Annotated in this window: 27 protein-coding genes; 15 read left to right on the top strand and 12 right to left on the bottom strand. The window is 65.7% G+C overall.

Annotated features, from left to right (window positions below; genetic code table 11):
* Positions 1-175: 175 nt before the first annotated feature.
* Positions 176-1,168: an MBL fold metallo-hydrolase gene (locus ACQR1E_RS09155; protein ID WP_315750616.1), complete on the bottom strand. Its 993-nt coding sequence runs from the start codon at positions 1,166-1,168 to the stop codon at positions 176-178.
* 336 nt (positions 1,169-1,504) lie between these two features.
* Between ACQR1E_RS09155 and ffh the strand changes: the two genes are divergently transcribed.
* From ffh to ACQR1E_RS09120, 7 genes are all read left to right on the top strand, one after another.
* Positions 1,505-3,052, top strand: coding sequence for a signal recognition particle protein (gene ffh, locus ACQR1E_RS09150; RefSeq protein WP_315715903.1), 1,548 nt, complete (start codon positions 1,505-1,507; stop codon positions 3,050-3,052).
* Between the two features lie 169 nt (positions 3,053-3,221).
* Positions 3,222-3,554, top strand: coding sequence for a 30S ribosomal protein S16 (rpsP, locus tag ACQR1E_RS09145; RefSeq protein WP_008964221.1), 333 nt, complete (start codon positions 3,222-3,224; stop codon positions 3,552-3,554).
* 127 nt (positions 3,555-3,681) lie between these two features.
* Entirely contained in the window at positions 3,682-4,275 is a 594-nt protein-coding gene (gene rimM, locus ACQR1E_RS09140; RefSeq protein WP_315750615.1) for a ribosome maturation factor RimM, read from the top strand.
* A 197-nt stretch (positions 4,276-4,472) separates the two neighbouring features.
* On the top strand, positions 4,473-5,249 hold the full coding sequence (gene trmD, locus ACQR1E_RS09135) for a tRNA (guanosine(37)-N1)-methyltransferase TrmD (RefSeq protein ID WP_315750614.1): 777 nt from the start codon (positions 4,473-4,475) through the stop codon (positions 5,247-5,249).
* Positions 5,250-5,358: 109 nt separating this feature from the next.
* A complete protein-coding gene (rplS, locus tag ACQR1E_RS09130; protein ID WP_015663536.1) occupies positions 5,359-5,742 on the top strand; it encodes a 50S ribosomal protein L19 in 384 nt (127 codons plus the stop codon).
* A 411-nt stretch (positions 5,743-6,153) separates the two neighbouring features.
* A complete protein-coding gene (gene leuC / locus ACQR1E_RS09125) occupies positions 6,154-7,560 on the top strand; it encodes a 3-isopropylmalate dehydratase large subunit (protein WP_315750613.1) in 1,407 nt (468 codons plus the stop codon).
* 192 nt (positions 7,561-7,752) lie between these two features.
* A complete protein-coding gene (locus tag ACQR1E_RS09120; RefSeq protein ID WP_315750612.1) occupies positions 7,753-7,968 on the top strand; it encodes a hypothetical protein in 216 nt (71 codons plus the stop codon).
* Between the two features lie 83 nt (positions 7,969-8,051).
* On the opposite strand, the gene ACQR1E_RS09115 is transcribed toward ACQR1E_RS09120, so the two are convergent.
* The 4 genes from ACQR1E_RS09115 to ACQR1E_RS09100 form a co-directional block, all read right to left on the bottom strand.
* Positions 8,052-8,702 carry a hypothetical protein gene (locus tag ACQR1E_RS09115; protein WP_315750611.1) on the bottom strand — a complete coding sequence of 217 codons (651 nt, stop codon included), beginning with the start codon at positions 8,700-8,702 and terminating at the stop codon, positions 8,052-8,054.
* 316 nt (positions 8,703-9,018) lie between these two features.
* Entirely contained in the window at positions 9,019-9,294 is a 276-nt protein-coding gene (locus ACQR1E_RS09110; protein WP_434896928.1) for a hypothetical protein, read from the bottom strand.
* 94 nt (positions 9,295-9,388) lie between these two features.
* Entirely contained in the window at positions 9,389-9,658 is a 270-nt protein-coding gene (locus tag ACQR1E_RS09105; RefSeq protein ID WP_315715894.1) for a hypothetical protein, read from the bottom strand.
* 286 nt (positions 9,659-9,944) lie between these two features.
* Positions 9,945-10,262 (bottom strand): hypothetical protein, encoded by a 318-nt coding sequence (locus ACQR1E_RS09100; protein ID WP_434896994.1) that lies wholly within the window; start codon positions 10,260-10,262, stop codon positions 9,945-9,947.
* 131 nt (positions 10,263-10,393) lie between these two features.
* Here ACQR1E_RS09100 and ACQR1E_RS09095 point away from each other — a divergent pair, with 131 nt between their 5' ends.
* The 5 genes from ACQR1E_RS09095 to ACQR1E_RS09075 all read left to right on the top strand — a co-directional run bounded on the left by ACQR1E_RS09095 (position 10,394) and on the right by ACQR1E_RS09075 (position 13,300).
* Positions 10,394-10,792, top strand: a complete 399-nt coding sequence (locus ACQR1E_RS09095; protein WP_316173403.1) for a metallopeptidase family protein — start codon at positions 10,394-10,396, stop codon at positions 10,790-10,792.
* Positions 10,793-10,881: 89 nt separating this feature from the next.
* Positions 10,882-11,484: a 3-isopropylmalate dehydratase small subunit gene (leuD, locus tag ACQR1E_RS09090; protein ID WP_315715892.1), complete on the top strand. Its 603-nt coding sequence runs from the start codon at positions 10,882-10,884 to the stop codon at positions 11,482-11,484.
* Positions 11,485-11,565: 81 nt separating this feature from the next.
* Positions 11,566-12,366, top strand: coding sequence for a hypothetical protein (locus ACQR1E_RS09085; protein WP_315715891.1), 801 nt, complete (start codon positions 11,566-11,568; stop codon positions 12,364-12,366).
* A 111-nt stretch (positions 12,367-12,477) separates the two neighbouring features.
* Positions 12,478-12,894 carry a DUF6455 family protein gene (locus tag ACQR1E_RS09080; RefSeq protein ID WP_315715890.1) on the top strand — a complete coding sequence of 139 codons (417 nt, stop codon included), beginning with the start codon at positions 12,478-12,480 and terminating at the stop codon, positions 12,892-12,894.
* Between the two features lie 34 nt (positions 12,895-12,928).
* Positions 12,929-13,300 (top strand): c-type cytochrome, encoded by a 372-nt coding sequence (locus ACQR1E_RS09075; protein ID WP_315715889.1) that lies wholly within the window; start codon positions 12,929-12,931, stop codon positions 13,298-13,300.
* Between the two features lie 4 nt (positions 13,301-13,304).
* Here the strand turns inward: ACQR1E_RS09075 and ACQR1E_RS09070 are convergent, their stop codons facing one another.
* On the bottom strand, positions 13,305-14,183 hold the full coding sequence (locus ACQR1E_RS09070) for an HpcH/HpaI aldolase/citrate lyase family protein (RefSeq protein ID WP_315715888.1): 879 nt from the start codon (positions 14,181-14,183) through the stop codon (positions 13,305-13,307).
* 101 nt (positions 14,184-14,284) lie between these two features.
* On the opposite strand from ACQR1E_RS09070, the gene ACQR1E_RS09065 reads away from it, so the two are divergent.
* Positions 14,285-14,929, top strand: a complete 645-nt coding sequence (locus ACQR1E_RS09065; RefSeq protein ID WP_315715887.1) for a carbonic anhydrase — start codon at positions 14,285-14,287, stop codon at positions 14,927-14,929.
* Positions 14,930-14,995: 66 nt separating this feature from the next.
* On the opposite strand, the gene ACQR1E_RS09060 is transcribed toward ACQR1E_RS09065, so the two are convergent.
* On the bottom strand, positions 14,996-15,538 hold the full coding sequence (locus ACQR1E_RS09060) for a TIGR00645 family protein (RefSeq protein WP_315715886.1): 543 nt from the start codon (positions 15,536-15,538) through the stop codon (positions 14,996-14,998).
* Between the two features lie 34 nt (positions 15,539-15,572).
* Positions 15,573-16,607 (bottom strand): aspartate-semialdehyde dehydrogenase, encoded by a 1,035-nt coding sequence (locus ACQR1E_RS09055; protein WP_315715885.1) that lies wholly within the window; start codon positions 16,605-16,607, stop codon positions 15,573-15,575.
* A gap of 114 nt (positions 16,608-16,721) precedes the next feature.
* Between ACQR1E_RS09055 and ACQR1E_RS09050 the strand changes: the two genes are divergently transcribed.
* Complete coding sequence (locus tag ACQR1E_RS09050) at positions 16,722-17,522, top strand: hypothetical protein (protein WP_316186217.1); 801 nt, start codon at positions 16,722-16,724, stop codon at positions 17,520-17,522.
* 228 nt (positions 17,523-17,750) lie between these two features.
* Positions 17,751-18,134: a hypothetical protein gene (locus ACQR1E_RS09045; RefSeq protein WP_316186218.1), complete on the top strand. Its 384-nt coding sequence runs from the start codon at positions 17,751-17,753 to the stop codon at positions 18,132-18,134.
* A 1,138-nt stretch (positions 18,135-19,272) separates the two neighbouring features.
* Here the strand turns inward: ACQR1E_RS09045 and ACQR1E_RS09040 are convergent.
* The 4 genes from ACQR1E_RS09040 to leuB all read right to left on the bottom strand — a co-directional run bounded on the left by ACQR1E_RS09040 (position 19,273) and on the right by leuB (position 24,585).
* A complete protein-coding gene (locus ACQR1E_RS09040) occupies positions 19,273-20,214 on the bottom strand; it encodes an ABC transporter substrate-binding protein (RefSeq protein ID WP_316169954.1) in 942 nt (313 codons plus the stop codon).
* 135 nt (positions 20,215-20,349) lie between these two features.
* Positions 20,350-21,390 (bottom strand): ABC transporter permease, encoded by a 1,041-nt coding sequence (locus ACQR1E_RS09035; protein ID WP_315825755.1) that lies wholly within the window; start codon positions 21,388-21,390, stop codon positions 20,350-20,352.
* Positions 21,391-21,394: 4 nt separating this feature from the next.
* Complete coding sequence (locus ACQR1E_RS09030) at positions 21,395-22,906, bottom strand: sugar ABC transporter ATP-binding protein (protein ID WP_316187930.1); 1,512 nt, start codon at positions 22,904-22,906, stop codon at positions 21,395-21,397.
* A 566-nt stretch (positions 22,907-23,472) separates the two neighbouring features.
* The gene (gene leuB / locus ACQR1E_RS09025; protein ID WP_316169956.1) at positions 23,473-24,585 is read right to left on the bottom strand and encodes a 3-isopropylmalate dehydrogenase; all 1,113 of its coding nucleotides are present in this window, start codon (positions 24,583-24,585) and stop codon (positions 23,473-23,475) included.
* Positions 24,586-24,767 lie beyond the last annotated feature (182 nt).

Genomic DNA, 24,767 nt, shown 5'->3' with positions numbered 1-24,767 from the left:
GCAGCCGACAACGTAGCTACAAACTCGGTGTCGTCCCGGCCTTGAGCCGGGACCCATACTCCGGGGCGGTAATTGTCGCGCGAGAGGGAGCTGCCAGCCTTCACAACATTGAATTCGGTGTTTATGGGTCCCGGCTCAAGGCCGGGACGACATCTGTTTTGTGGCGGCGGCCTGCTTAGATCTCCACCACCTGCCCCGGCTTCAACACACCAAACCGCTCGCGCGGGATGCCGGCCTGGTCGAGCGCGGCGTGCAGGGCGCGCACCGGCGCGTCGATCGCCTCGTCCGTCAGTTGGAACGTGCCGTGGTGATGCGCCAGCGCGGCCTCCGCGCCGCAATCCTGCAGCGCCTGCACGGCATCCTCCGGGTTCATGTGCTGGTCGCGCATGAACCAGCGCGGCTCGTAGGCGCCGATCGGCAGGATCGCGAGCCTGATCGGCGCGTGCTGCTCCGCCACGCGGCGGAAATGCTTGCCCGTGCCGTAACCGGAATCGCAGACGATGTAGACCCTGCCGCGCGGCGTCTCCAGCACGAAGCTCGCCCACAGCGCCTTGTTGCGGTCGAACAGGCCGCGCGCCGTCCAGTGCCGCGTCGGCACCAGGGTCACGGCGACCTCCTCGTTCAGCGTCACGCGATCGTGCCAGTCATAGGCCTCGGCGCGGATCTTGGAGTCAGCGTCGATCATCGTAAGGTCGTTGCCCAGCGGCGTGACGACCCGCGGCGAAAATCGCGCGGTCAGCTTCGACAACGTCCGGATGTCGAGATGATCGTAATGCCCATGCGACACCAGCACGACGTCGATATGCGGCAGCCCCTCAAAGGCGATGCCGGGATCATTGTGCCGCCGGGGACCGGCGAACGCGAATGGCGACACCCGCTCCGACCAGACAGGATCGACCAGGATGTTGAGCCCGCCGGTCTGGATCAGCCAGCTGGCGTGGCCGATGAAGGACAGCCGCACTGTCTCGCCGTCGATCCGGTGCGGCGGCGTGTCGGCGTGCGGGCTCGCCGCCCAGGACGGCCAGCGGGAACGCTTGCGGTTGCGGTCGAACTGCCAGCGCAGCACCTGGGACAGGGATTTGGGCGGAACGCCGTCGGGATCGTAGAAGCGCTTGCCGTCGAAATGGTCGGTGACGGGGCCGGAATAGGTCCTGGAACGGCGCAGCAAGGTCGTCCTCGCAAGGGAAAGCTGAACTGGCGCAAGAGGTAAGCGCCCCCACAGGGTCCGGCAACGGGACGGCGAGAAGCAAGTTTCCTTGACTTTTGCGGCTGCTGAGGGTTTAACCCGGCCGAATTTCGGAAAGTTTCGTCTTTTCGAGCCACCGCCCGGCCCTGGAGGCCGGAGGTCACCGCCCGACAGCGCTGTGCGCCCTCGGGCGCAAACGTGTTTGGACTGACGGTTTCGGCCGACGGGCCGAGGTTTATATGGTCGTCATGGGCCGCAGCAAGCGGCGATGACGGGCGGCAATGAAGCGAGCGCCCGCAAGGGCAAAGGATAACGGCATTGTTCGACAATCTGTCGGAAAGGCTTGGCGGCATTCTCGATCGGCTGACGGGGCGTGGTTCGCTCTCGGAAGCCGATGTCGACGCCGCGATGCGCGAAGTCCGCCGGGCGCTGCTCGAGGCCGACGTCGCGCTGGAGGTTGTCCGCAGCTTCACCGAGCGCGTGCGCGAGCAGGCGATCGGCGCCACCGTCGTCAAGTCGGTCACCCCCGGCCAGATGGTCGTCAAGATCGTCCATGACGAGCTGGTCAAGACGCTCGGCGACGACGGCCAGACCATCGACCTCAACGCCGTGCCGCCGGTGCCGATCATGATGGTCGGCCTGCAGGGCTCCGGCAAGACGACCACCACCGCCAAGCTCGCGCGCCGCATGGTCCAGCGCGACAAGCGCAAGGTGCTGATGGCCTCGCTCGACGTCTACCGTCCGGCCGCCATGGAGCAGCTCGCGGTGCTCGGCCGCGACCTGGACATCCCGACGCTGCCGATCGTGGCCGGCCAGATGCCGCCGCAGATCGCACGCCGCGCCATCGAGGCCGCCAAGCTCGGCGGCTACGACGTGGTGCTGCTCGACACCGCCGGCCGCACCACGCTGGACGAGGACATGATGAAGGAGGCCGCCGAGATCAAGGCGGTCGCCAACCCGCACGAGGTGCTGCTGGTCGCGGATTCGCTGACCGGCCAGGACGCCGTCAATCTCGCCCGCGCCTTCGACCAGCGCGTCGGCCTCACCGGCATCGCGCTGACCCGTATCGACGGCGACGGACGCGGCGGTGCGGCGCTGTCGATGCGCGCGGTCACCGGCAAGCCGATCAAGCTGCTCGGCACCGGCGAAAAGACCGACGCGCTGGAAGACTTCTATCCCTCGCGCATTGCCGGCCGCATCCTCGGCATGGGCGACATCGTCTCGCTGGTCGAGAAGGCCGCGGCGAACATCGACGCCGAGAAGGCCGCGCGCGCCGCCGAGCGGATGCGCAAGGGCCAGTTCGACCTCAACGACATGCGCGAGCAACTGCAGCAGATGGCGCAGATGGGCGGCATCGGCGGGCTGATGGGCATGATGCCCGGCATCTCGAAGATGAAGAACCAGATCGCGGCCGCCGGCATCGACGACAAGATCCTCAAGCGCCAGGTCGCGATCATCGATTCGATGACGCGCGAGGAGCGCAAGCATCCCGACCTGCTCAAGGCCAGCCGCAAAAAGCGCATCGCGGCCGGCTCCGGCCAGAGCGTCGAGCACGTCAACAAGCTGCTCAAGATGCACCGGAACATGGCCGACGTGATGAAGGCCATGGGCTCAGGCAAGCGCGGCCCGCTGGCCGGCATCGCCCAGGCGATGGGTTTTGGCGGCGGTGGCGGCATGCCCTCGCCGGATCAGCTCAAGGCGCTTGCGGAAAAGATGCCGGGTGGCATGCCCGGCGGACTGCCGAATTTGCCGAAGGATCTGCCCGCCGGCCTGCGCGGCGGCCTACCGAACCTCCCCGGCCTCACCGGTCTCAGCGGCAAGCCGACTCTGCCGGGCCTCGGCCTTCCTCCGGGGAAGAAGAAATAATGAGGATCATCCGCTCCTCTTTCCATTCGTCATTCCGGGCGCGCGCAGCGCGAGCCCGGAATCCATACGCACGATCGTGGTTATGGATTCCGGGCTCACCGCTTCGCGGTGCCCCGGAATGACGGCTTAGCTGACATCAACTCATCAGAAGACACTCAGGAGAACCTACATGTCCGTCGTCATCCGTCTCGCCCGTGCCGGCACCAAGAAGCGCCCGGTCTATCACGTCGTCGTCGCCGACTCGCGCTTCCCGCGTGACGGCCGCTTCATCGAACGTCTCGGCTACTTCAATCCGCTGATGCCGAAGGACAACGAGGCACGCCTCAAGCTGGACATGGAGAAGGTGAAGGGCTGGCTCGCCAAGGGCGCGCAGCCGTCCGACCGCGTCGCCCGCTTCCTCGACGCCGCCGGCGTCAAGAAGCGCGAAGCCCGCCAGAACCCGATCAAGGCCGTGCCGCGCAAGGAGCGCAAGGCGCAGGCCGAAGCCGCCGCCAAGGGCTAAGGTCGTTGACGAGCGCGGCCTCATGCTTCGAGATGCACGGCTTGCGCCGTGCTCCCTTGCATGAGGAACTGGCTCCTCCTCCTGAGGAGCGCGCGTTCGAGCGCGTCTCGAAGGACGAGGCACGCTGATGTCCAAGCTCATCTGTGTCGCCAGAATCGGCGCCGCGCATGGCGTGCGCGGCGAGGTTCGCTTATGGACCTTCACCGAGGATCCGCTGGCCGTGCTGCATTACGGCCCGCTCACGACCAAGGACGGCAGCCGTTCGTTCGAGGTCGCGAAGGCGCGCGAGGCCAAGGACCATCTGGTCGCAGCCATCAAGGGCGTCACCGACCGCAATGCGGCCGAACGCCTCAACGGGCTCGAGCTCTACGTGCCCAGAGACCGCCTGCCCGAGACGGCTGACGACGAATACTACCACGCCGACCTGATCGGCCTCGCCGCGGAGACCGCTGACGGCGCGCAGCTCGGCCGCGTGCTCACGATCCATAATTTCGGCGCCGGCGACATCATCGAGATCGCCCCGCCCTCGGGCAGCACGTTGCTGCTGCCGTTCACCAATGCAGTGGTGCCGACGGTCGATCTTGCCGGCGGCCGCGTGATCATCGAGCTGCCGGCGGAGATCGAGGGCGAGGATGAAGCCGCGGATGAACCGGCTTCCGCTGAAGATGACGCTGCCGCCGCACCCTCCGCTCGTCGTCCCCGCGAAAGCGGGGACCCATAGCCACCGCAGCTGATTGGCTTGCGCGGGACTGGCCGCATGCCTCGTTTCGACATCACGCGGTATGGGTCCCGAATCGGCGCCGCGACGCGCTGACGCGCGTCACGCTTGTCCGGGACGACACCGGTGTCGAGGTCGCAAGAGCCGGCAATGCATCCAGGGCTCGATCTCGCAACCTGGGTACCTTAACACAGAGCATCATGACGACTTCGCCCCCATCCCCAGTCGCACCTTGGCGCGCCACCGTGCTGACGCTGTTCCCGGAGATGTTTCCCGGGCCGCTCGGCGTCAGCCTGGCCGGCCGCGCGCTGGCCTCCGGCATCTGGTCGTTGGAGGCGCGCGACATCAGGGCCTCCGCCACCGACAAGCACCGTAGCGTCGATGACACGCCGGCCGGCGGTGGCCCCGGCATGGTGCTGCGCGCGGACGTGCTGGCAGCCGCGATCGACGCGGCGGCGATCGATCCCGAGCGGCCGAAGCTGCTGATGAGCCCGCGTGGCCGGCCGTTGACCCAGGCCTTCGTCCGCGAGCTCGCGGCCGGTCCGGGCCCGCTGATCGTCTGCGGTCGCTTCGAAGGCGTCGACCAGCGCGTCATCGATGCCCGCTCGCTGACCGAGGTCTCGATCGGCGACTACGTGCTGTCGGGCGGCGAGATCGCCGCCCTGGTGCTGATCGACGCCTGCGTCCGGCTGCTTCCGGGCGTGATGGGCAAGCTCGAATCGGGCACCGACGAGAGTTTTTCCGATGGCCTACTTGAATACCCGCAATACACCCGGCCCCAACTATTCGAAGGCCGGACCATTCCGGATGTGCTCACCTCGGGTGACCACGCCAAGGTCGCCGCTTGGCGCCGCGCCCAGGCCGAGGCGCTGACTGAAGCGCGAAGGCCGGATTTGTGGGCCGAATGGCAGGGGCGCGACGGCCGAGAACAAAGAGGGACCGGCCAAAAAGAGCCAAAAAGCACGACAGACGGGTGACAAGCCTCGCGCTTTGGCTTATAGGAGCGCCCAATTCCGCAAGTGACGGCAGGAACAAGCGCAGCCCCCGCGTGACCCGGCTGGGCGCGCCGCCGATGGAGATTTACCCGTGAACCTGATTCAGCAGCTCGAAAAAGAGCAGTTCGACAAGCTGTCCGCCAACAAGACCATTCCGGAGTTCGGCCCGGGCGACACCGTGATCGTCAACGTGAAGGTGGTCGAAGGCGAGCGCACGCGCGTGCAGGCCTATGAGGGCGTCTGCATCGGCCGGTCCGGCGGCGGCATCAACGAGAGCTTCACCGTGCGCAAGATCTCCTATGGCGAGGGCGTGGAGCGCGTGTTCCCGATCCTCTCCCCGATGATCGATTCGATCAAGGTCGTGCGCCGCGGCAAGGTGCGTCGCGCCAAGCTGTATTACCTGCGCCAGCTGCGCGGCAAGTCGGCCCGCATCGTCGAGAAGCAGGACCGGCAGCAGACCGCCGTCAACGAGTAGTCGTTGCTTTCATTGGATTGACGAAGAGCGCGGGCTGGCCCCGCGCTTTTTTGTTTTTGCGCTGCCGTCATTGCGAGCGAAGCGAAGCAATCCAGAGTCCTTGCCCCGGCCCCTGGATTGCTTCGTCGCTTCGCTCCTCGCAATGACGGCGGGCGCAAACGCATCTCGCACTCCACGGCACGCGTGCTATATACCCCCTGAAATGGTTCTAGATCGCACCAGCATGGCCTGTCGCCGCGTCGTCATCGACGATCGCCGCCGGCTGCCCGGGCGGTTCTTCGGACGCTTCGCCACCTCGGCAACATCTGAGCTTAGGCGCGCGCTGTAAGCCGCAGCGCCTCATTGCTGATTGTTCACGCGTGCCCGGCACGCGCTCAGTTTCCAACCTTCAATTCCCGGGAGCATTCGCTCATGTCGAAGCCGACCACCCTGTACGACAAGATCTGGAACGACCATCTGGTCCACGAAGCCGAGGACGGCACCTGCCTGCTCTACATCGACCGCCATCTGGTCCATGAAGTGACCTCGCCGCAGGCCTTCGAAGGCCTGCGCATGACCGGCCGCAAGGTGCACGCGCCTGAGAAGACGCTGGCCGTGGTCGATCACAACGTGCCGACCACCGACCGCTCCAAGCCGAATCCGGATCCGGAGAGCATCGAGCAGATCAAGACGCTGGCCGAGAACGCCAAGGAATTCGGCATCGAATATTACAACGAGTTCGACCGCCGCCAGGGCATCGTCCACGTGATCGGCCCGGAGCAGGGCTTCACCCTGCCCGGCACCACCATCGTCTGCGGTGACAGCCACACCTCGACGCATGGCGCGTTCGGTGCGCTGGCGCACGGCATCGGCACCTCCGAGGTCGAGCACGTGCTGGCGACACAGACGCTGATCCAGAAGAAAGCGAAGAACATGCGCGTCACGGTCGACGGCGTGCTGCCGGACGGCGTGACGGGGAAGGACATCATCCTCGCCATCATCGGCGAGATCGGCACCGCCGGCGGCACCGGCTACGTGCTGGAATATGCCGGCGAGGCGATCCGCGCGCTGTCGATGGAAGGCCGCATGACCGTGTGCAACATGTCGATCGAGGGCGGCGCCCGTGCTGGCCTTGTGGCGCCCGACCAGAAGGCGTTCGACTTCCTGCGCGGCCGTCCCAAGGCGCCGAAGGGCGCCGCCTGGGATGCGGCGATGCGCTACTGGGAGACGCTGCGCTCCGACGAGGGCGCGCATTTCGACCACGAGCTCCGGCTCGACGCCGCCAAGCTGCCGCCGATCGTGACCTGGGGCACCTCGCCCGAGGACGTGATCTCGGTGACCGGCGTGGTGCCCGATCCGGACAAGATCGCAGACGAGGCCAAGCGCATCTCCAAGCATCGCGCGTTGAAATACATGGGCCTGACCGCGGGCACGAAGATCACCGACATCAAGCTCGACCGCGTCTTCATCGGCTCGTGCACCAACGGTCGCATCGAGGATCTGCGCGCCGCAGCCAAGATCGCCGAAGGCAAGACCGTCAGCGGCCACGTCAACGCGATGGTCGTTCCGGGCTCGGGCATCGTCAAGGAGCAGGCGGAAGCCGAGGGCCTCGACAAGATCTTCATCAAGGCCGGCTTCGAATGGCGCGAGCCGGGCTGCTCGATGTGCCTCGCCATGAACCCGGACAAGCTGGCGCCAGAAGAGCGCTGCGCCTCGACCTCGAACCGCAACTTCGAGGGACGCCAGGGCTTCAAGGGCCGCACCCACCTAGTGTCGCCCGCGATGGCCGCGGCGGCCGCAATCGCAGGACACTTCGTCGACGTACGCGACTGGCGCTGACGTCATCTCGCTGCTTCACATCCGGCACGGCGGCCGGTCTACAAACGAACGCGATGGCTTCACCCAAGCCATCGCGTTTTTCATTTCACCTCAACGTCGACACAGTTCGGCAAGGGCTTCTTAAGTCTCGTCGCGCACAATCCTACCGCCGGACGCGCTGCGTCTGCAGAGGAACGTGCCGAGGAGCCTGACATGGCCGACAAGCCGGAATACGTCGACCTCATCCGTGATGCGACGCGCCAACGCCGCAAGACACCGCCCGCCAAGATCATTGCCCAGCCCGAGGCTCCGAAGGAGGAGCGGCGGTTGTCGAACTGGCCGCCCGGCCGCTTTGCCAAATGGCGCCTGGAGACGCTGGTGCCTTGGAAGCTGAGTGTGAGGAATTGGCAGTTCAAGAATTGGCTCTGACCGCCGCGCCCCACTCCATCCCCTTGAAATGAGAGAAGGACGCCGTTGGGCGCCCTTCCTGTTTTGTCGAACTTCAAGTCCCGTCAGTAGTAGCGCCAATGGTGGCGGTGGCGATGATGCCACCGGTGATAATGGCGCCAGTGATGACCTCGCCAATGCCGATAGTGGCAGATGCGGCGCGGCCCGTAGTGGGTCCAGACGACGCGGCAGCGGCGATAGGGATAGTAGTAGCCCGAGGTATAGACCGGCGCGTAGTAGCTGCGATAGCCGTAGAAGTGCCGGCGGTGATGGTGGAAGTACGGCCGGTAGGCGTAGTACGGACGATGATGATAGCCGCCGCCATGGAATGCGGGGCCGCCACCGTGGAAGACAGGACGCGGGCCACCACCGCCGAAGGCATGTCCTCCCCCATGAAACGCGGGGCTGCCGCCGCCCCTGAACATGGCGCCGCCGCCATGGAACGCCGGGCCGCCGCCTCCGCCGTGGAACGCCGGACCGCCGCGGAATCCACCACCGCCGGGATGCCCGCCACCACCGCCGCCATGGCCGCCGGGGCCTCGGACCTGAACGGTCAATACGTCCGAAGGCGTCTGCGTGGCGGAGCCGGCACCGGGACTCACCGGCGACATCGCAAGCGCAGGCCGTCCGGACGCGCCCGCCAAGACAAACAGTGTGGCCGCCGCAAGACTGAGGCGACGAGCAAGACCAGCGCGCTGGTCCTTCATCCTCATCATGGTCCCTTCTCCCTGAATGCTGTGCAACGATGGACCCATGCAGCGCCGATGCTGGTCGTCCGATCGGTGGATTGGCGCACCCCCAACATGAACGTAGAGATAGCGACGTGAATGCGGCATGAATGATGCACGTCAGTGATGCACGGTGCACGCGCATCTGCGGCGTGGCGTCGCGGCAGAGGAGATGCACGTGAGCCTCTAAGTCGTCCTGCAACTCAGGATCACGGATGCCGACGCAACGGCTCACGTGCTGCTCGTGCGGGGACTTCGCAACTAACGACACGCAGGAAACGCAGCGCGCCTCGCCGACATGGCCTCAATGGTAGAACGGCGTGAATAGAACCAATGGCCCCGGCGGATAGGCCGGCGTGTAATCCGTGGGACGGTCGAGATAGCGCGGCACCTCTGCCGTCGACACCACGGGCTTCGATCGGCGGCCCTGCCGACGCGGGCCAGCATCCGTTACGGTCTGACGCGCCTGCGTAACGGCTGGAGCTGCGGCCACAGGAGCGGTGGCGGCGGAACTTGCGAGCAGCATCGCCACCGTGACAACGCTGATCCCGAGCCAGGTTCTGTTGACTGATGGTTTCATGGCGAACCTCGTTGCCAGCCCCCATCAACGTACAGGCCCGCAAAGCGGGCCTGTTTGATTTCGGTCATTGTCTCGATCGGATGGAAGGCGCGGCTTACCAGCGGCCGTGATGGCGATATCCGTAGTGATGCGGCCGCCAGTGATGACGCGGATGGTAGTAATGCCGAGGATAGTAGTGGCGCCGGGGATGCCAATGGCGGCGGCCATGCCAATGCGCCTGCGTGGTCTCCTGCGCCGTGCCCTGCTGCACCGCGGTCGCAGCGCCCGGATTGATCAGCGACAGCGCCTGCGCGCGTTCGGCGGGGGCAGCCATCGCGAGAACGGCGCCAACCGCCGCGATGCCCAACAGCTTCATCACAGTCATGAACTTCTCCCTCGATCGCCTGACATCACGTCCGGCACCGTACCTTCCGCCTTGTCAGTTGCCTGAAGGGCGGCCGCAGCAGCGCGACGCAGACCAGTCTCGAACGAGCGACGTGAATGGGACATGAAGACCTGCGCAGGAGCAGAATGCCGATATGTCGCGCATGGTTCCGCCGCAGTACGCGACATATCGGCACTGTGTCCGGCCGGTAACATCAGGCAACGTCGCGATCGCGACCGGATCGCGTGCGCGCTTGCCGAGCCGATCAGTGCGCGGGACCCAGGAGTCAGCCGCGTCGCCAGACGCAACTCATATGCGGGACGATCACGGTGCCGCTCGGCCGATGCTCCGGAACATAGGTGGCGTCGCATACACGAACTGCGTTCGGACCCGGGTTGAAGCGCGGCACCACGTCGGGCTGCCAATGACCCTCGTAGCGCGGATAGATCTGGATTCGTCGTGGCCGGCGCTGTGCGGAGAGATCCGTGCTCACCTCACTCTGCACGGCGCCGCGCGCGCCGGCGGCTTGCTCCGCTTGCGCTGTTGCCGAGATCGAGACCACGACCGCCGCAGCCAGCGCCGCTCCGGCCAGCACCATCGACATCTGCCTCATCTGTCCCCAACCCCCAGTTCGCGCGTCACGGTCGCCGGTTTCATCCCCTGCGTCAACCAGCTCCGCCACACATGTCATAGAACCAAGATGCAAGATGATCAAAGCCGGGCTAGAAGGCGGCAATGTGGACAGATCTGAAAGCCCCCTCGCTCGCCGACATGGAAGTCATGGCGCACGAGATGTTCGAGCGTCTGCCCGAGCATTTTCGCAGGATGTGCGAGGGCGTCATCATCCGGGTCGACGACTTTCCGACCGAGGAGGTGCTCGACGAGATGCAGTCCGAAAGCGAGTTCGACCTGCTCGGCCTGTTCCAGGGCACGGGACTGCCGTTTCGCAGCAACGACGACCTGCCGCGCCTGCCCAACATGATCTGGCTCTACCGCCGACCGATCCTCGACTACTGGGCCGAGCACGACGAGAGCCTCGGCCACATCGTCCGCCATGTCCTGATCCACGAGATCGGCCATCATTTCGGAATGTCCGACGACGACATGGAGGCGATCGAGGCGTCCGTCGACTGACGACCCAGCGATAGCACCGGGATTTTGACTTTATCCGCCCTGCCGTTCGGGCTAAACAGCGGCCTGCCCGTATTCTCGAAGGTGCCCCGATGGACAAGTTCACCACGCTGGAAGGCGTCGCCGCGCCGCTGAAGATCATCAATGTCGACACCGACATGATCATCCCCAAGCAGTACCTGAAGACCATCAAGCGCACCGGCCTCGGCAAGGGCCTGTTCTCGGAGCAGCGCTACAAGGACGACGGCAGCGAGAACCCGGATTTCGTGCTCAACCAGCCGGCCTATCGCAACGCCAAGATCCTGGTCGCCGGCGACAATTTCGGCTGCGGCTCGAGCCGCGAGCATGCCCCCTGGGCGCTGCTCGATTTCGGCATCCGCTGCGTGATCTCGACCTCGTTCGGCGACATCTTCTACAACAACTGCTTCAAGAACGGCATTCTGCCGATCCGCGTGTCGCAGGCCGATCTCGACAAGCTGTTCGACGACGCCGAGCGCGGCGCCAACGCGACCTTGACGGTCGATCTCGCCAACCAGGAGATCCGCGGCCCCGACGGCGGCACCGTCAAGTTCGACATCGACCCGTTCCGCAAGCATTGCCTGCTCAACGGGCTCGACGACATCGGGCTGACGCTGGAGAAGAAGGCGTCGATCGACAGCTACGAGGCCAAGCTGGCCGAGCGCGCCTGGGCCTGAGGCCCGCCGAAGGATGGTGAGTTCGCGGGCCCCGGACCTCGTCCGGGGCCCTGTTTCGAGAGCAGCCCAGCAGGTCCGCCGTTGACGCGCGTATTGCCCGAGGTCGTCACCTTCTGGCGGGGGCCGCTCGACCGCCTGCGCCAGACCTGCCTGCGCTCGCAACTCGCCGCCGGCCACAAGGTCACGGTCTACAGCTTCGATCCGCTGCCCGGCCTGCCCGACGGCGTCGGCAATGCCGAGGCCGAGGCGGTCCTGCCTTATGCGTTCTCCGAGCGTCTGAGGCCGCCGCAGCCGGACGGCGGCTGGCGCGATTGGACCACCTTGCAGTTCAGCGACTTCTTCCGGATGCGGCTGATGGCACAGCGGGCCGGCCTCTGGCTCGATGCCGACGTACTGCTGCTCAGGCCGGTCGAGATCGACCCCGCCGTGCCCTATTTCGCCTGGGAGCGGCCGCGGCAGCTCGGCAACTCCGTGCTCTACCTGCCGCCGGAGGATCCGATCGTCGCCGAGTTCGCCGCACTGATGGCGCAGGACGCGCTGACGCCGAACTGGCTTTCGCTGCGTCACCGCCTCACCTTTGCGCTGCGCCGCCTGCGCGGCGGCTCCGACCGCCTCTCGGACATCCGCGTCGCCATCTTCGGCCCTGCCGCGCTGACGGCGCTGGCCCGCCGCCATGGCTCGCTGCACCATGCGCTGCCGAAGCGCAGCTTCTACGCGGTGCATGCCGAGCCGAAGGCGTTCTTCGACCCTTCCGACTTCTCCGGCCTGATCGGCGATCCCGGTGTCATCGGCCTGCACATCTCGCCGAAGGGCCGCGGCGGCGAAGCGCCGATCCCGGGCAGCCTCTATGCCTGGGCGGCCGCACGATTTGCCCCGCGCTGACCTTCGCCGCGCAGCTTTGCGGCCGGCGCAGGGCCGATTTGCTGCTTGATCTACCGCAACGTCCGCGCGGCCACCCGGTGATTGATTGCGGGCCATCATCGGAGACGTGTCATGACCGTAGACGCCAAGCCCTATCCGCGGGTTCAGTTCCTGATCGATACGTTCGCGCAATGGCTCCGGCACCGGCGTGAGCTGAGCGAGATCCGGCAGCTGGACCGTGACGATTTCGAGCGCATCGCGATGGACCTGCAGGTCACACCGGCGGATCTCGACGAGCTGGTCCGTCACGGCGAGCACGCCGCCGACGAGTTGCCGCAGATGCTGAAGGCGCTCGGCATCGACGAAGCCGCGCTGGGGCGCGCCGAGCCGCTGGTGCTGCGCGACATGGAGCGCGTCTGCGCCATGTGCAAGGACAAGCCGCGCTGCCATCGCGATCTTGCCGCCGGGACGAGCGCCGAGCACTACGAGGAATACTGCCTCAACGCCCCGACCATCGACCGCCTGGGCAGCGCCGCGGTCAAGCACTGATCGCCGCCTCCCTCTCACCCAGCGGAGCAATGCGATGAGCCTGCCGAATCTGCACCGCAACACCTGGCTCCATGTCGGCGCCGCGATCCTGCTCGCGCTCGGCGCGATGCTGCTGATCCGGCTGCACAATGCCGGCGGCGTGACGCCGGCCGCCGACAGCGTGCAGGCGGGACGCAAACTGGCGGAGGCTTGGTGCAGCACCTGCCACGCCATCGACACCAGCGGGGCGAGAGCCCAAACCACGACCGCCCCCGATTTCGTCGCGGTCGCCAACATGCCGTCGACGACCGAGCTATCGCTCAAGGTGTTCCTGCAGAGCAGCCACCCGACGATGCCGAACGTCATTCTGACGGCCGAGCAGCGCGGCGACCTCGTCAACTACATCCTCAGTCTCCGCCGCATCTGACGCCTCACTTCGCCACCGCCGCGATCGCATCGGCGATCGCGATCGTGCGTCGCGCCATCTCGGCATGCAGCCGCTCGACCATGCGGCCGTCGATCTGGATCGCGCCGCGCGAGGCATTCTCCGGCAGCTCGAACGCGGCGATGATCTTGCGTGCCGCAGCGACCTCGTCGGCGGGCGGCGTGAAGATCGCGTTGCAGGCGTCGATCTGGCCGGGATGGATCAGCGTCTTGCCATCGAAGCCGAGATCGCGGGCCTGGATGCATTCCTGAGCGAATCCGTCGGTGTTGGCGAAATCGCTGTAAGGCCCGTCCAGAATCTCCAGCCCATGGGCGCGCGTCGCCAGGATGCAGTGGCTGATCATCGGCAGCATCGTGGAGCGGCCCGGCAGCATCCGGATGCGAGTCTCACGCGAGATGTCGTTGGGTCCGAACACGAAGCCGGCGAGCCGCGAGCCTTCCTCGTGCACGGTGGCCGCGAGCAGATCGGCATCGAGCACGGCACGCGCCGTCTCGATCATCGCCCATACCTTCAGCGCGGGATCGGCGCCGACCTCGGCCAAGCGATCCGTGACCAGGCGAAGGTCCTCGACGGTCGACACCTTGGGAACGAGGATGCCGTCGGTCGCCGCCTGTCCGGCCATGGCGACGTCGTCGCGCCACCACGTCGTATCCAGGCTGTTGATCCGGATCAGCAGTTCCCGCTTGCCGTAGCCGTCGGCCGCCACCGCCTTGGCGATCTGGTCGCGGGCGGCGGCCTTGGCGTCCGGCGCCACCGAATCCTCGAGATCGAGGATCAGCCCGTCGGCCGGCAGGTTCCGCCCCTTCTCCAGCGCGCGCGCATTGGAGCCGGGCATGAACAGAAGACTGCGGCGCGGGCGGATCATTTCGGCGTTTCCCTTGGTTTATCGACGCGGCCCGCGATACCATTTCGGGGGCCGGCCCGAAAGGCTTGTTCCCGGAAGGCGCATGTGTTTAGGCAAGGCCCATGATCTCGTTTCCGCAACGCCTGCTCGAAGGCTATCGCGCCTTCGCCACCCAACGCCTGCCGACCGAACAGAGCCGTTACCTCGAGCTCTCGGAGCGCGGCCAGTCGCCCGAAGTAATGGTGATCGGTTGCTGCGACTCGCGCGTCTCGCCCGAGGTGATCTTCGACGTCGGTCCCGGCGAATTGTTCGTGCTGCGCAACATCGCCAACCTGGTGCCGATCTATCAGCCGGACGCCAACGCGCACGGCGTGTCCGCGGCGCTGGAATATGCCGTCACCGTGCTGAAGGTGAAGCACATCGTCATCCTGGGCCACGCCCAGTGCGGCGGCATCCGCGCCTTCGTCGACAAGGCGGCGCCGCTGTCCCCGGGCGACTTCATCGGCCGCTGGATGTCGATGTTCATCAAGCCCGGCGAGGTCGTCGAACAGCGCACGCATGAGAGTTTCCAGGACTTCGTCACCCGGATCGAGAAGGCCGCGGTGTTCCGCAGCCTCGAGAACCTGATGACCTTCCCATTCGTGCGCAGCCGCGTCGAGGCCGGTGATTTGCAGCTCCACGGCGCCTATTTCGGCGTCTCCGAGGGCTCGCTGTTCGTGCTCGACAAGGCCAGCAAGGAATTCAAGAGCGCGCGCGCTGGCGAATAGCGAATGGGGAGTAGCGAGTAGTTCACCTGCCCTATTCGCCATTCGCGCCTCGCTATTCGCCGCCCATCAATGGTCACCCGACCAGCGGTCCGACAGCGCCAACATCAGGGTCGACACCACGAAGGTCATGTGCACGCCGACCAACCAGGCGAGCTTGGTCGAGTCGTAGCCGGCGTCGAGATTCATGAACGCCTTCAAGAGCTGGATCGCCGAGATCGCGACGATCGAGGCGAGCAGCTTCTGCTTCAGTCCGGCGAAATCGACCTTGGTCATCCATTCCGGCCAGTCGGGATGGCCGCCGGGATCGATGCGCGAGACGAAGTTCTCATAGCCGGAGAACACCACGATCAGCACCAGGTTGCCGGTCAGGCAGACGTCGATCAGGCTGAGCACGCCGAGGATGATGTCGCTCTCCTTGGCGGTCGGCAGATGGACGATGTTCTCCCACAGCAGCAGCACGAACTTGAACAGCAGGACGACCAGGCTGACGACGAGGCCGACATAGAACGGCGCCATCAGCCAGCGGCTCTTGAACAGGAAGCCTTCGAGCCCGCGCTCGAGCGGACCCGGCGCGTGCCTGGCGGCGTCCGGCGTCGTCTTCTCGCTCATTGCGTTCCGCGCCTCACCCTGACGACGTCTCCGCTCAGGCCGCCTTCTTCTTGGCCGTGATCAGCTTGCGGTTGATCAGGACCTCCGCGATCTGGATCGCGTTCAGCGCCGCGCCCTTGCGCAGATTGTCGGACACGCACCAGAAGGCGAGGCCGTTCTCGACCGTGCCGTCCTCGCGGATGCGGCTGATATAGGTCGCGTCCTCGCCGGCCGCCTCATAGGGCGTCACGTAGCCGCCCGGCTCGTGCTTGTCGATGACGAGGCAGCCCGGCGCATTGCGCAGGATGTTGCGGGCCTCGTCCGCCGTGATCGGATTCTCGAACTCGACATTGACGGCTTCGGAGTGACCGACGAACACCGGCACGCGCACGCAGGTCGCAGTGAGCTTGATCTTCGGATCCAGGATCTTCTTGGTCTCCATCATCATCTTCCACTCTTCCTTGGTGAAGCCGTCTTCCATGAAGACGTCGATCTGCGGAATGACGTTGAAGGCGATGCGCTTGGGAAACTTCTTATTGACCAGCTCGTCGTTGGTGTAGACGGCCTTGGTCTGCGAGAACAATTCGTCCATCGCATCCTTGCCGGCGCCGGACACCGACTGATAGGTCGACACCACGACGCGCTTGATCTTGGCCTTGTCGTGCAGCGGCTTCAGCGCGACGACGAGCTGGGCGGTCGAGCAGTTCGGATTGGCGATGATGTTCTTCTTGTTGAAGCCGGCGGCGGCGTCGGCATTCACCTCCGGCACGATCAGCGGCACGTCGGGATCCATGCGCCAAGCCGACGAGTTGTCGATCACGACAGCGCCGGCGGCGCCGATCTTGGGCGACCACTCCTTCGACACCGAACCGCCGGCCGACATCAGGCAGATGTCGACATCGGCAAAATCGTAGTGCTCGAGCGCTTTGACCTTCAACGTGCGGTCGCCATAGGACACCTCGACGCCGACGCTGCGGCGTGAGGCCAGCGCGACGACCTCGTCCGCCGGGAACTGGCGCTCGTCGAGAATATTGAGCATTTCCCGCCCGACATTGCCGGTCGCGCCGACCACTGCGACTTTGTAACCCATCGTTCACTCTCCGAAGAAATTTGGCCGGCCGCGCGTGTCAGCGGAAACCGAAGCGGCAGCGCTTCTATGCGAGAAACGTCCCTGACACAACGTTACCACGATGTCTCGCATCCGATGCAGTCCGATTCGGCCAGAACAGCCGCAGCGCCCCGATCCGCGTCCGTCCTGCAGGGGCTCCAGGGCTTCGCGGACGAGGTCTGCGGCACCTTTGCGCGCCTGTTCGCCTATGTGGGGGCTCTGGCGCTGATCGCCATGCTCGGGGTGGCCGGCTGGAATCATCTCGACGACGGCGACGCTTTGCCCGGCCGTGCCGGCTGGACCTTGGCCGACGCCGCAGTGCCGGCGTTCTCGCTTCGTCTCACCGACCAGCCCGACAGGACCGCCACCTACACCGTGCTCATCCACCCGGAAGGCGGCCGCAAGGACGTGTTGCGCTGGGGCGAACCCGCCGATCGCCCCGCTGCCGAGCTCGAGGTCTACCGGTTCGGACCGGAGCGCGATGCAAGGCGTGATCCCCGGGCCGATCTGGCGGCCCGGATGGGGCGCAACTCCGCCTCCGAGCTCGAGACCGCCGGCGTGATCGACAGCCGGTTCGGCCCCGTCAGTCTGGTTCGCCGGGCCGGGGCTCCCGAGGGCGCCGGAGCCTGCCTCGGCTTTCTCAAGACCATCGCCGAGCCGAGCTTGCGGATCTCCGGCTGGTCGTGCCAGGGCGTGACGATGCCGATGCGCCGCGCCATGGTCGGGTGCATGCTCAACCGGCTGACCCTGCTGGCGCCCGACCAGCACCGCGCCCTGAACCAGCTGTTCATGGGGTCCGATCAGCGGCGCGGCGGCTGCGACGAACCCACCGTCGCCACCGGCAGCGCCGATTGGGTGACGTCGACCGCCAATCCGAGGCTGCGCGGCGCCTTGTGAATGTCCGCCTGCGTCCGGATGTTGCTGGGCGTGACCGCATCCTATTCGACCCGTCAAACCCACGGGCAAGTGACGGATATTGATGCAACTTTCCCGCCACAGCAGGGATTTATCTTGCCCGTCGCCGCGGGAATGACCTTGTGATGCCACAGCCGACCCAGATATTGTGCGGGCCAAATCATGCGCATGGCGAGCGCCCGCCCCTTTTGGCGCGAGGAAGAGGACGTGATGATCGAATTTCCTGCTGCGACCCGGGTCATGGCCTTGGCGGTGATCGCCGCGACGGGCCTTGCCGTCACGTCTCTTGCCGCCACCTCGGCGGATGCCGCCACCACCAAGCGCCGTGCCGTTGCCGTCACCAACAGCGGCAATCCGAACTATTCCTACCAGTCCGGCCCGCGCACCCGCATCTACATCACCCGCCGCTCGTTCCTCGACGGCGGCACCGAGGTGCTCCCGGGCGACCGCAAGTTCTCGGATTACGCGTTCCCGCCGGCCGTCGGCTATCCGTCGTTCGCCCGCGAGAACCTGAACCGCCCGATCGACCGTCAGCCGCTGATGGCGCCGTCCGATCTCGGTGGCTATCCGACCCGGATTCCGATCCCCTACTGAGGGCGGCCGCATCGTCAGATCATCAAGGCCGGGCCCCGCCCGGCTTTTTGTTGTTTTGCCGCGCTGACGTTCCATCGCGTCGTCATCGATCATGAGCTGGTCACTGCTCGATTTCGAACGTGTGAGACGACCGTTCGGAGACATGGCTGACACATCGCTACACGCCGATGGAGGCCAGCCCGTTCCCACCCCTCAGTGTCACCCCGGCGAACGCCGGATCCATAACCACCGGCCGGCATGCCCCCCCGGTCTCATCGCTCCAGCGTGCCTCACACCCATGTCGGGGAGTCTGGGTCCCGGCGTTCACCGGGACGACACCGGAATTTTCGGCACGACTGGTCATCCTCGCACCCGCTTTCGCGTCCGAGTCTTTACTCGTCTGATCGCCCTCTCCTTGCAGAGGGCGCAGGGAAGGCCGGGCCTCGGCTGAGGCCCGTGGCCCCCGTGCGGAAAAAAATGCACGGGGCAGGAACCACAGGTACAGCCGGATCGACCCGGCCTTCCCTGCGCGATGGTTTTCACGCTTACTCTACGCTCTCCCCGGTGTCCGGCCTGTTAGCCACCGTCGTCGTCGGGATCATCGCCCTTCCGACTTGGCGCCAGCATCGGGGCGCCAGGACCACGCAGCTTCACGTCCGCAAGAGCCTCGTTCGTCCGCATGTCCCTAGGACATGCTGCGAGCCCTCGCGGCCACCGCATTCCCGCCTCACGCCTCGTGACGATCGCGAAACGTCCCTCGCAAGCGAAGCGGGATGGAGGGAGAAGACCATGGATTCTGGAAAAACGAAAGTGGAATTCTTGGCGGAGGCCGACTGATCAAGCGGAGGAGATTGAAATCGCTGGCGAAATAAGTTCTTCGCCGCGGAGGGAATAGAGCCACGGGACGACCGGCAACCTCCGTCAATCGCCATCGATCGCACCCGAGAGCTGATCTGATTTGCCCGACGAGCAGTCGCGACAAGCAAGCGTGCGAGTTGGCTACTCCGTCATGCCCGGGCTTCTCCCAGGCATCCACGTCCTTCCCAGGATGCCTCGCGACGTGGATGGCCGGGACGAGCCCGGCCATGACGACGCGGAGATGGACCGCCGCAAACTCAGATCATCATATGCGATCGCCCGGCCCGACCTCGCACCGGTCTCAATCGTAAAGCACAGCCGCGATCTTCGGGTCGGTGATGTTGGACTTGTCGTACCAATAGAAGCCGGTGTCGGTGACCTTCGGCAGCTTCTCGCCCTTCAACGCCTTGACCGCTGACTCCACGGTGCAACTGCCGATGCCGATCGGGTTCTGGGTGATGGCGCCGGCCATCTCGCCCGACATGATCGCGGCCTTCTGCTGCTTGCCGGAATCGTAGCCGATCACGACGATCTTCTTCTTCATCTCCTTGACGCCGTTGAGCACGCCGATCGCCGAGCCCTCATTGGCGCCGAAGATGCCCTTGAGGTTCGGATTGGCCTGCAGGATCGACTTGGTGATCTCGGTCGATTTGAGCTGATCGCCGCCGCCATACTGCACGCTGACGATCTTGATGTTCGGATGCTTGTCCTTGATGCGCTTGAGGAAGCCGTCGCGACGGTCGATGCCGGTGCGGCTGGTCTGGTCGTGCACGACCACGGCGACGTCGCCGGCATCGCCGATCATGTCGGCCATCTTGTCAGCGGCGAGGCCCGCCGCGGCGAGGTTGTCGGTGGTGCAGGTGGTCAGCGGAATGTCGCTGTCGACGCCGGAGTCGAAGGCGATCACCGGGATCTTGGCGGCTTGCGCCTTCTTCAGGAGCGGAATGGCGGCCTTGGAATCGAGCGCGGCGAAGCCGATCGCCTGCGGCTTCTTGGCGAGCGCCGCGGAGAGCATGTCGATCTGCTTGTCGACCATGGCCTCGGTTTCCGGTCCTTCGAAGCTGATCTTGACGTTGGCGGCCTTCGCGGCCTGCTCGGCGCCGAGCTTCACCGCCTGCCAGAACTGGTGCTGGAAGCCCTTGGAGACGAGGGGGATGTAGACATCATCGGCACGCGCGCTCGCGGACACTCCCGCGACCATGAGGGCGCCGAGCGCGACGCCGAGGAGATGCTTGCTCAACATTGGTGTTTCCTCTGCTCTCTTCAGTGACCTTGTCGTTACAGTGATGATCGTGGTCGTCGCCGCTCGCTGTCGGCGGGCAGCGCAGTCTTCAGCGCGACGTCGGAGCGGTGCTGGTCGCTGGTCCTCCTTGAAGGGTCAGGCGCGGTTTCGACGGAGCATGTCGGCGTAAACAGCGAGAATGATGATGACCCCGGTGACGACGAATTGCCATTCCTGGGCCACCGAGAGGATGCGCAAGCCGTTGGTCAGAACGCTCATGATGAAGGCCCCGATGATGGTGCCGAGAATGGTGCCGGTGCCGCCGCTCAGCGACGTGCCGCCGATCACGACGGCAGCGATCGCATCGAGCTCATAGCCCTGGCCGAGCGCCGGCTGGGCGGAATTGATGCGCGACGCGATCAGCAGTCCCGCGACTCCGCAGATGGCGCCGCCGAGGCCGTAGATGATGATCTTCCAGCGGTCGACATTGACGCCGGAGAGCCGCACCGCCTCCTCGTTGCTGCCTATCGCGAAAGTGTAGCGGCCGAGCGCGGTGCGGTTGAGAACGACGGAGGCCAGCACCGCCATCACGAACAGGATCAGGGCTGCATTGGGAATCGGCAGCGCCGGCACGAGCGTGCCGAGCAGCGAGTCCTGCGAGATCATCGAGAAGTTCTCGGTGTTGGTGAAATAGATCGGCTTGCTGCCGGAGACGACCAGGGCCAGCCCCTTCAGCACCAGCATCATGCCGAGCGTCGCGATGAACGGCGGCACCTTCATCTTGGTGATGACCGTGCCCGACAGCGCGCCGCTGAGCGCGCCGGTCACGATCGCCGCGACGATGCCGGTCCACATCGGCAGCTCCCAATAGGTGAGGAACACGCCGGCCATCACCGCGCAGAAGGTCATCAGCGTGCCGACCGACAGATCGATGCCGGCGGTGATGATCACGAAGGTCGAGGCGATCGCCAGCACGCCGTTGACCGCGGTCGCCTGCAGGATGTTGATCATGTTGTCGGTCTGCATGAACGCCGGCGAGGCGAAGCTGAAATAGGCCAGCAGCAGCACGAGGCTCGCGAACGCCAGCAGCTTCTGCAGCGCTGCAGGCCCGAGCAGACGGCGCCGCAGCGCGGCCATCGCGCCGCTCGGCGCGAGGCCATCCTTGACCTGATCCTTGACCAATGCGGGGTCGCTCATGCCGTCAGCCTGCCTTCATGGTTTCGCGCTGGGTGGCCAGATGCATGATCCGCTCCTGCGTGGCCTCGTCCGGCGACAATTCGCCGGTGATGCGGCCCTCGCACATCACGACGATGCGATCGCTCATCCTGATCACCTCGGGAAGCTCCGAGGAAATCATGACGATCGCCTTGCCCTGGTCGGCCAGCGCGCGCAGCAGGCGGTAGATCTCGTTCTTGGCGCCGATGTCGATGCCGCGGGTCGGCTCGTCGAAGAACAGGATGTCGCAATCGCGATCGAGCCATTTGGCGATCACGATCTTCTGCTGGTTGCCGCCGGATAGCAGGCGAACCTGCTGCGACGCCGAAGGCGTGCGGATGTTCAGCATCCGGATGAAGCGGCCGGCGGTGTCGCGGATCGCGCGCTTCCTGAGCATGAACTTCATTGCAAGGTAGTTCGCGAGGTTCGACATCACGACGTTGGACTCGACGTCCATGCCGGTGGCGAGGCCGAAGCGCTTGCGGTCCTCGGAGAGATAGCCGATGCCGTGGGCGACCGCATGCGCCGGCGAGCGGATCGTCACCTTGCGATTGTCGACGAGAATATCCCCGGACGGAACGGCGTCGGCGCCGAAGATCGCGCGCGCGACCTCGGTGCGGCCGGCCCCCATCAGGCCGGCAAAGCCGAGGATCTCGCCCTTGCGCAGGGTGAAGCTGACGTCGCGGACCAGCGGCCCGCAGTTGAGCCCGCGCACCTCCAGCGCGATCGCGCCGACGGGCTGCGTGCCCGCGACGCGGGCGTCGCCCAAGGTGCGGCCCACCATCATGCCGATGATGGTCTCGATCGTGGTGGTCTCGGCCGGCACCGTCGCGACATACTCGCCGTCGCGCAGCACGGTGACGCGATCGGCGATCTGCTTCAGCTCGTCCATCTTGTGGGAGATGTAGACGATGCCGACGCCGCGTGCCTTCAAGGCGCGGATCATCTTGAACAGCTCGGCGATCTCGCGATCGTTCAGCGCGGCGGTCGGCTCGTCCATGATCAGGACGCGCGAGTTGAAGGACAGCGCCTTGGCGATCTCCACCATCTGCTGCCTGGCCACCGTCAGCCCGCCGACTGTCGTGCGCGGGTCGATCGACAGATTGAGCTGGGCAAGCAGCTCGGCCGCCTGCCGGTTGAGCCTGTCCTCATCGAGCAGCAGCCCGAACGCCTTCATCGGCTCGCGCCCGATGAAGATGTTCTGCGCCACCGTGAGGTGGTTCATCAGTTGCAGCTCCTGATGAATGATGCCGATGCCGGCGGCCTGCGCCTCGCGCGGTCCTGGAAAATCGACGCTGGCGCCGTCGTAGATGATCTCGCCGGAGTCCTTGCGGTAGACGCCGGCGAGGATCTTCATCAGGGTCGACTTGCCGGCGCCGTTCTCGCCCATCACGGCATGGACCTCGCCGGCGCGCAGCTCGAACCTGACATTGTGCAGCGCCCGGACGCCGGGAAAGCTCTTGCACAGGCCGTGAACGGAGATGAGCGGCGCAGTCATGCGTCAGCGTTTGTGGTGAGGGAGGTTGCGTACAATCGCCACGGGGCGGTGGTCGCGACATTGGCGACGACACCATGCACGGCGAGCGACATATCGCATCGCAAGCGCGATCACATTCATCCTCCCCGGCCCTCGCACGCATCATGTCGAACGCGTGCGAGCCCGCGTCCATTCAATGGCGCGGCGTTGGGGTCAGGCTATTCATCCGGGGATGAAAGTCTATAGGTAAAATCGACAGGCCTTGCGATGCGCCTGCAGGACGCGACCGCGGAATAGCGACGACGCGCCCGGTGGCGCGATCGAACACGTCGTGCGTTGAATTTGCGCTATCTCGACAACGACGGTGAGCCCCCCTCCCCCTTGCGGGGAGGGGTCGGGGGTGGGGGTCCCCGGGCGATACTTGATGTGATGAGCTCGGGTCGAGACGTGCAACGACGAAAAGTAATCGTCTGGGCAGGTGAGACGGTGCCTCAAGCGGGGCTCACTGGGTGTGGACCCCCACCCCGGACCCCTCCCCGCAAGGGGGAGGGGAGTGCACCTTCGGCGCGGCGGAACCTCGGCTCCGACTACGCCGTGAGCTTCTCCAGCTCCTTGATGATCGCCTCGCCCATCTGCGCGGTCGAGGCCGGGGTCGAGCCTTCGGCCTTGATGTCGGCGGTGCGCAGGCCGGAGGCGAGCACGGCGGCGATGGCGGCGTCGAGCTTATCGGCGAGCGCGCCCATGTCGAAGGAGTAGCGCAGCGCCATGCCGAACGACGTCAGCATCGCGATCGGGTTGGCGAGACCCTTGCCGGCAATGTCCGGCGCCGAGCCGTGCACCGGCTCGTACAGCGCGCGGCGCTTGTGGGTCTTGGCGTCGACCTCGCCGAGCGAAGCCGACGGCAGCATGCCGAGCGATCCCGTCAGCATCGCCGCGATGTCCGAGAGCATGTCGCCGAACAGATTGTCGGTGACGATGACGTCGAACATCTTCGGATACTTGACCAGATTCATGCCGCCGGAATCGGCGAGCTGGTGCTCGAGCGTGACGTCCTTGTATTCGCGATTGTGAACCGCGGTGACGACCTCGTTCCAGAGCACGCCCGACTTCATGACGTTGCGCTTCTCCATCGACGTCACCTTGTTGCGGCGCTTGCGCGCGAGGTCGAAGGCGACGCGGGCGATGCGCTCGATCTCATAGGTGTCGTAGACCTGGGTATCGACGGCCCGCTTCTGGCCGTTGCCGAGATCGGTGATGGTCTTGGGCTCGCCGAAATACACGCCGCCGGTGAGCTCGCGCACGATCATGATGTCGAGGCCCTCGACGATCTCGCGCTTGAGGCTGGAGGCATCGGCGAGCGCCGGATAGCACACGGCCGGACGCAGATTGGCGAACAGGCCGAGATCCTTGCGCAGGCGCAGCAGCCCCGCCTCGGGGCGGACCTCATAGGGAACGCCGTCCCACTTCGGACCGCCGACGGCGCCGAAGATGATCGCATCCGCCGCCTTGGCCTTGTCCATGTCGGCTTCCGAGATCGAGGCGCCATGGGCGTCATAGGCCGCGCCGCCGACCAGACCCTCCTCGGTCTCGAACGAGGCCAGCCCCTTGGCGTTGAGCCAGCCGATCAGCCGCTTCACCTCGGCCATCACTTCGGGGCCGATGCCGTCGCCGGGCAGCAAAAGGAGCTTCTGGGTCGCCATGGTCGTTGTCCTCACGGGGCTTGTCATGCCGGGGCCTGAGCCCGGACATCCGTCATCTTTTGGTTGGATTGCCGGCTCGCCCCGATGGGTCGGGGACAGCAGCCCGGCAATGACGAGAGTTGCAAAATCGGCGGAGTGCTAAAGCGCTCCTGCGCGGTTGGCAAGCCACCATTGCCGCCGCC

This window comes from Bradyrhizobium sp. HKCCYLRH1030, from assembly GCF_051168395.1.
Classification (GTDB): domain Bacteria; phylum Pseudomonadota; class Alphaproteobacteria; order Rhizobiales; family Xanthobacteraceae; genus Bradyrhizobium.
This window is presented reverse-complemented; position numbering and strand designations above follow the sequence as displayed.

What these genes read in the sequence shown, in the direction of transcription:
- leuC (WP_315750613.1), top strand. Translation starts at nt 6,154, where the DNA reads ATGTCGAAGCCGACCACCCTGTACGACAAGATCTGGAACGACCATCTG.
- ACQR1E_RS09030 (WP_316187930.1), bottom strand. Translation starts at nt 22,906, where the DNA reads ATGACTGCGCCGCTCATCTCCGTTCACGGCCTGTGCAAGAGCTTTCCC.
- ACQR1E_RS09045 (WP_316186218.1), top strand. Translation starts at nt 17,751, where the DNA reads ATGATCGAATTTCCTGCTGCGACCCGGGTCATGGCCTTGGCGGTGATC.
- ACQR1E_RS09100 (WP_434896994.1), bottom strand. Translation starts at nt 10,262, where the DNA reads ATGTCGATGGTGCTGGCCGGAGCGGCGCTGGCTGCGGCGGTCGTGGTC.
- ACQR1E_RS09050 (WP_316186217.1), top strand. Translation starts at nt 16,722, where the DNA reads ATGCAGTCCGATTCGGCCAGAACAGCCGCAGCGCCCCGATCCGCGTCC.
- leuD (WP_315715892.1), top strand. Translation starts at nt 10,882, where the DNA reads ATGGACAAGTTCACCACGCTGGAAGGCGTCGCCGCGCCGCTGAAGATC.
- rpsP (WP_008964221.1), top strand. Translation starts at nt 3,222, where the DNA reads ATGTCCGTCGTCATCCGTCTCGCCCGTGCCGGCACCAAGAAGCGCCCG.
- ACQR1E_RS09105 (WP_315715894.1), bottom strand. Translation starts at nt 9,658, where the DNA reads ATGACTGTGATGAAGCTGTTGGGCATCGCGGCGGTTGGCGCCGTTCTC.
- ACQR1E_RS09095 (WP_316173403.1), top strand. Translation starts at nt 10,394, where the DNA reads ATGTGGACAGATCTGAAAGCCCCCTCGCTCGCCGACATGGAAGTCATG.
- trmD (WP_315750614.1), top strand. Translation starts at nt 4,473, where the DNA reads ATGACGACTTCGCCCCCATCCCCAGTCGCACCTTGGCGCGCCACCGTG.
- rimM (WP_315750615.1), top strand. Translation starts at nt 3,682, where the DNA reads ATGTCCAAGCTCATCTGTGTCGCCAGAATCGGCGCCGCGCATGGCGTG.
- ACQR1E_RS09110 (WP_434896928.1), bottom strand. Translation starts at nt 9,294, where the DNA reads ATGAAACCATCAGTCAACAGAACCTGGCTCGGGATCAGCGTTGTCACG.
- ACQR1E_RS09040 (WP_316169954.1), bottom strand. Translation starts at nt 20,214, where the DNA reads ATGTTGAGCAAGCATCTCCTCGGCGTCGCGCTCGGCGCCCTCATGGTC.
- ACQR1E_RS09115 (WP_315750611.1), bottom strand. Translation starts at nt 8,702, where the DNA reads ATGATGAGGATGAAGGACCAGCGCGCTGGTCTTGCTCGTCGCCTCAGT.
- ACQR1E_RS09120 (WP_315750612.1), top strand. Translation starts at nt 7,753, where the DNA reads ATGGCCGACAAGCCGGAATACGTCGACCTCATCCGTGATGCGACGCGC.
- ACQR1E_RS09035 (WP_315825755.1), bottom strand. Translation starts at nt 21,390, where the DNA reads ATGAGCGACCCCGCATTGGTCAAGGATCAGGTCAAGGATGGCCTCGCG.
- ACQR1E_RS09075 (WP_315715889.1), top strand. Translation starts at nt 12,929, where the DNA reads ATGAGCCTGCCGAATCTGCACCGCAACACCTGGCTCCATGTCGGCGCC.
- ACQR1E_RS09065 (WP_315715887.1), top strand. Translation starts at nt 14,285, where the DNA reads ATGATCTCGTTTCCGCAACGCCTGCTCGAAGGCTATCGCGCCTTCGCC.
- ACQR1E_RS09055 (WP_315715885.1), bottom strand. Translation starts at nt 16,607, where the DNA reads ATGGGTTACAAAGTCGCAGTGGTCGGCGCGACCGGCAATGTCGGGCGG.
- ACQR1E_RS09080 (WP_315715890.1), top strand. Translation starts at nt 12,478, where the DNA reads ATGACCGTAGACGCCAAGCCCTATCCGCGGGTTCAGTTCCTGATCGAT.
- ACQR1E_RS09060 (WP_315715886.1), bottom strand. Translation starts at nt 15,538, where the DNA reads ATGAGCGAGAAGACGACGCCGGACGCCGCCAGGCACGCGCCGGGTCCG.
- ACQR1E_RS09070 (WP_315715888.1), bottom strand. Translation starts at nt 14,183, where the DNA reads ATGATCCGCCCGCGCCGCAGTCTTCTGTTCATGCCCGGCTCCAATGCG.
- leuB (WP_316169956.1), bottom strand. Translation starts at nt 24,585, where the DNA reads ATGGCGACCCAGAAGCTCCTTTTGCTGCCCGGCGACGGCATCGGCCCC.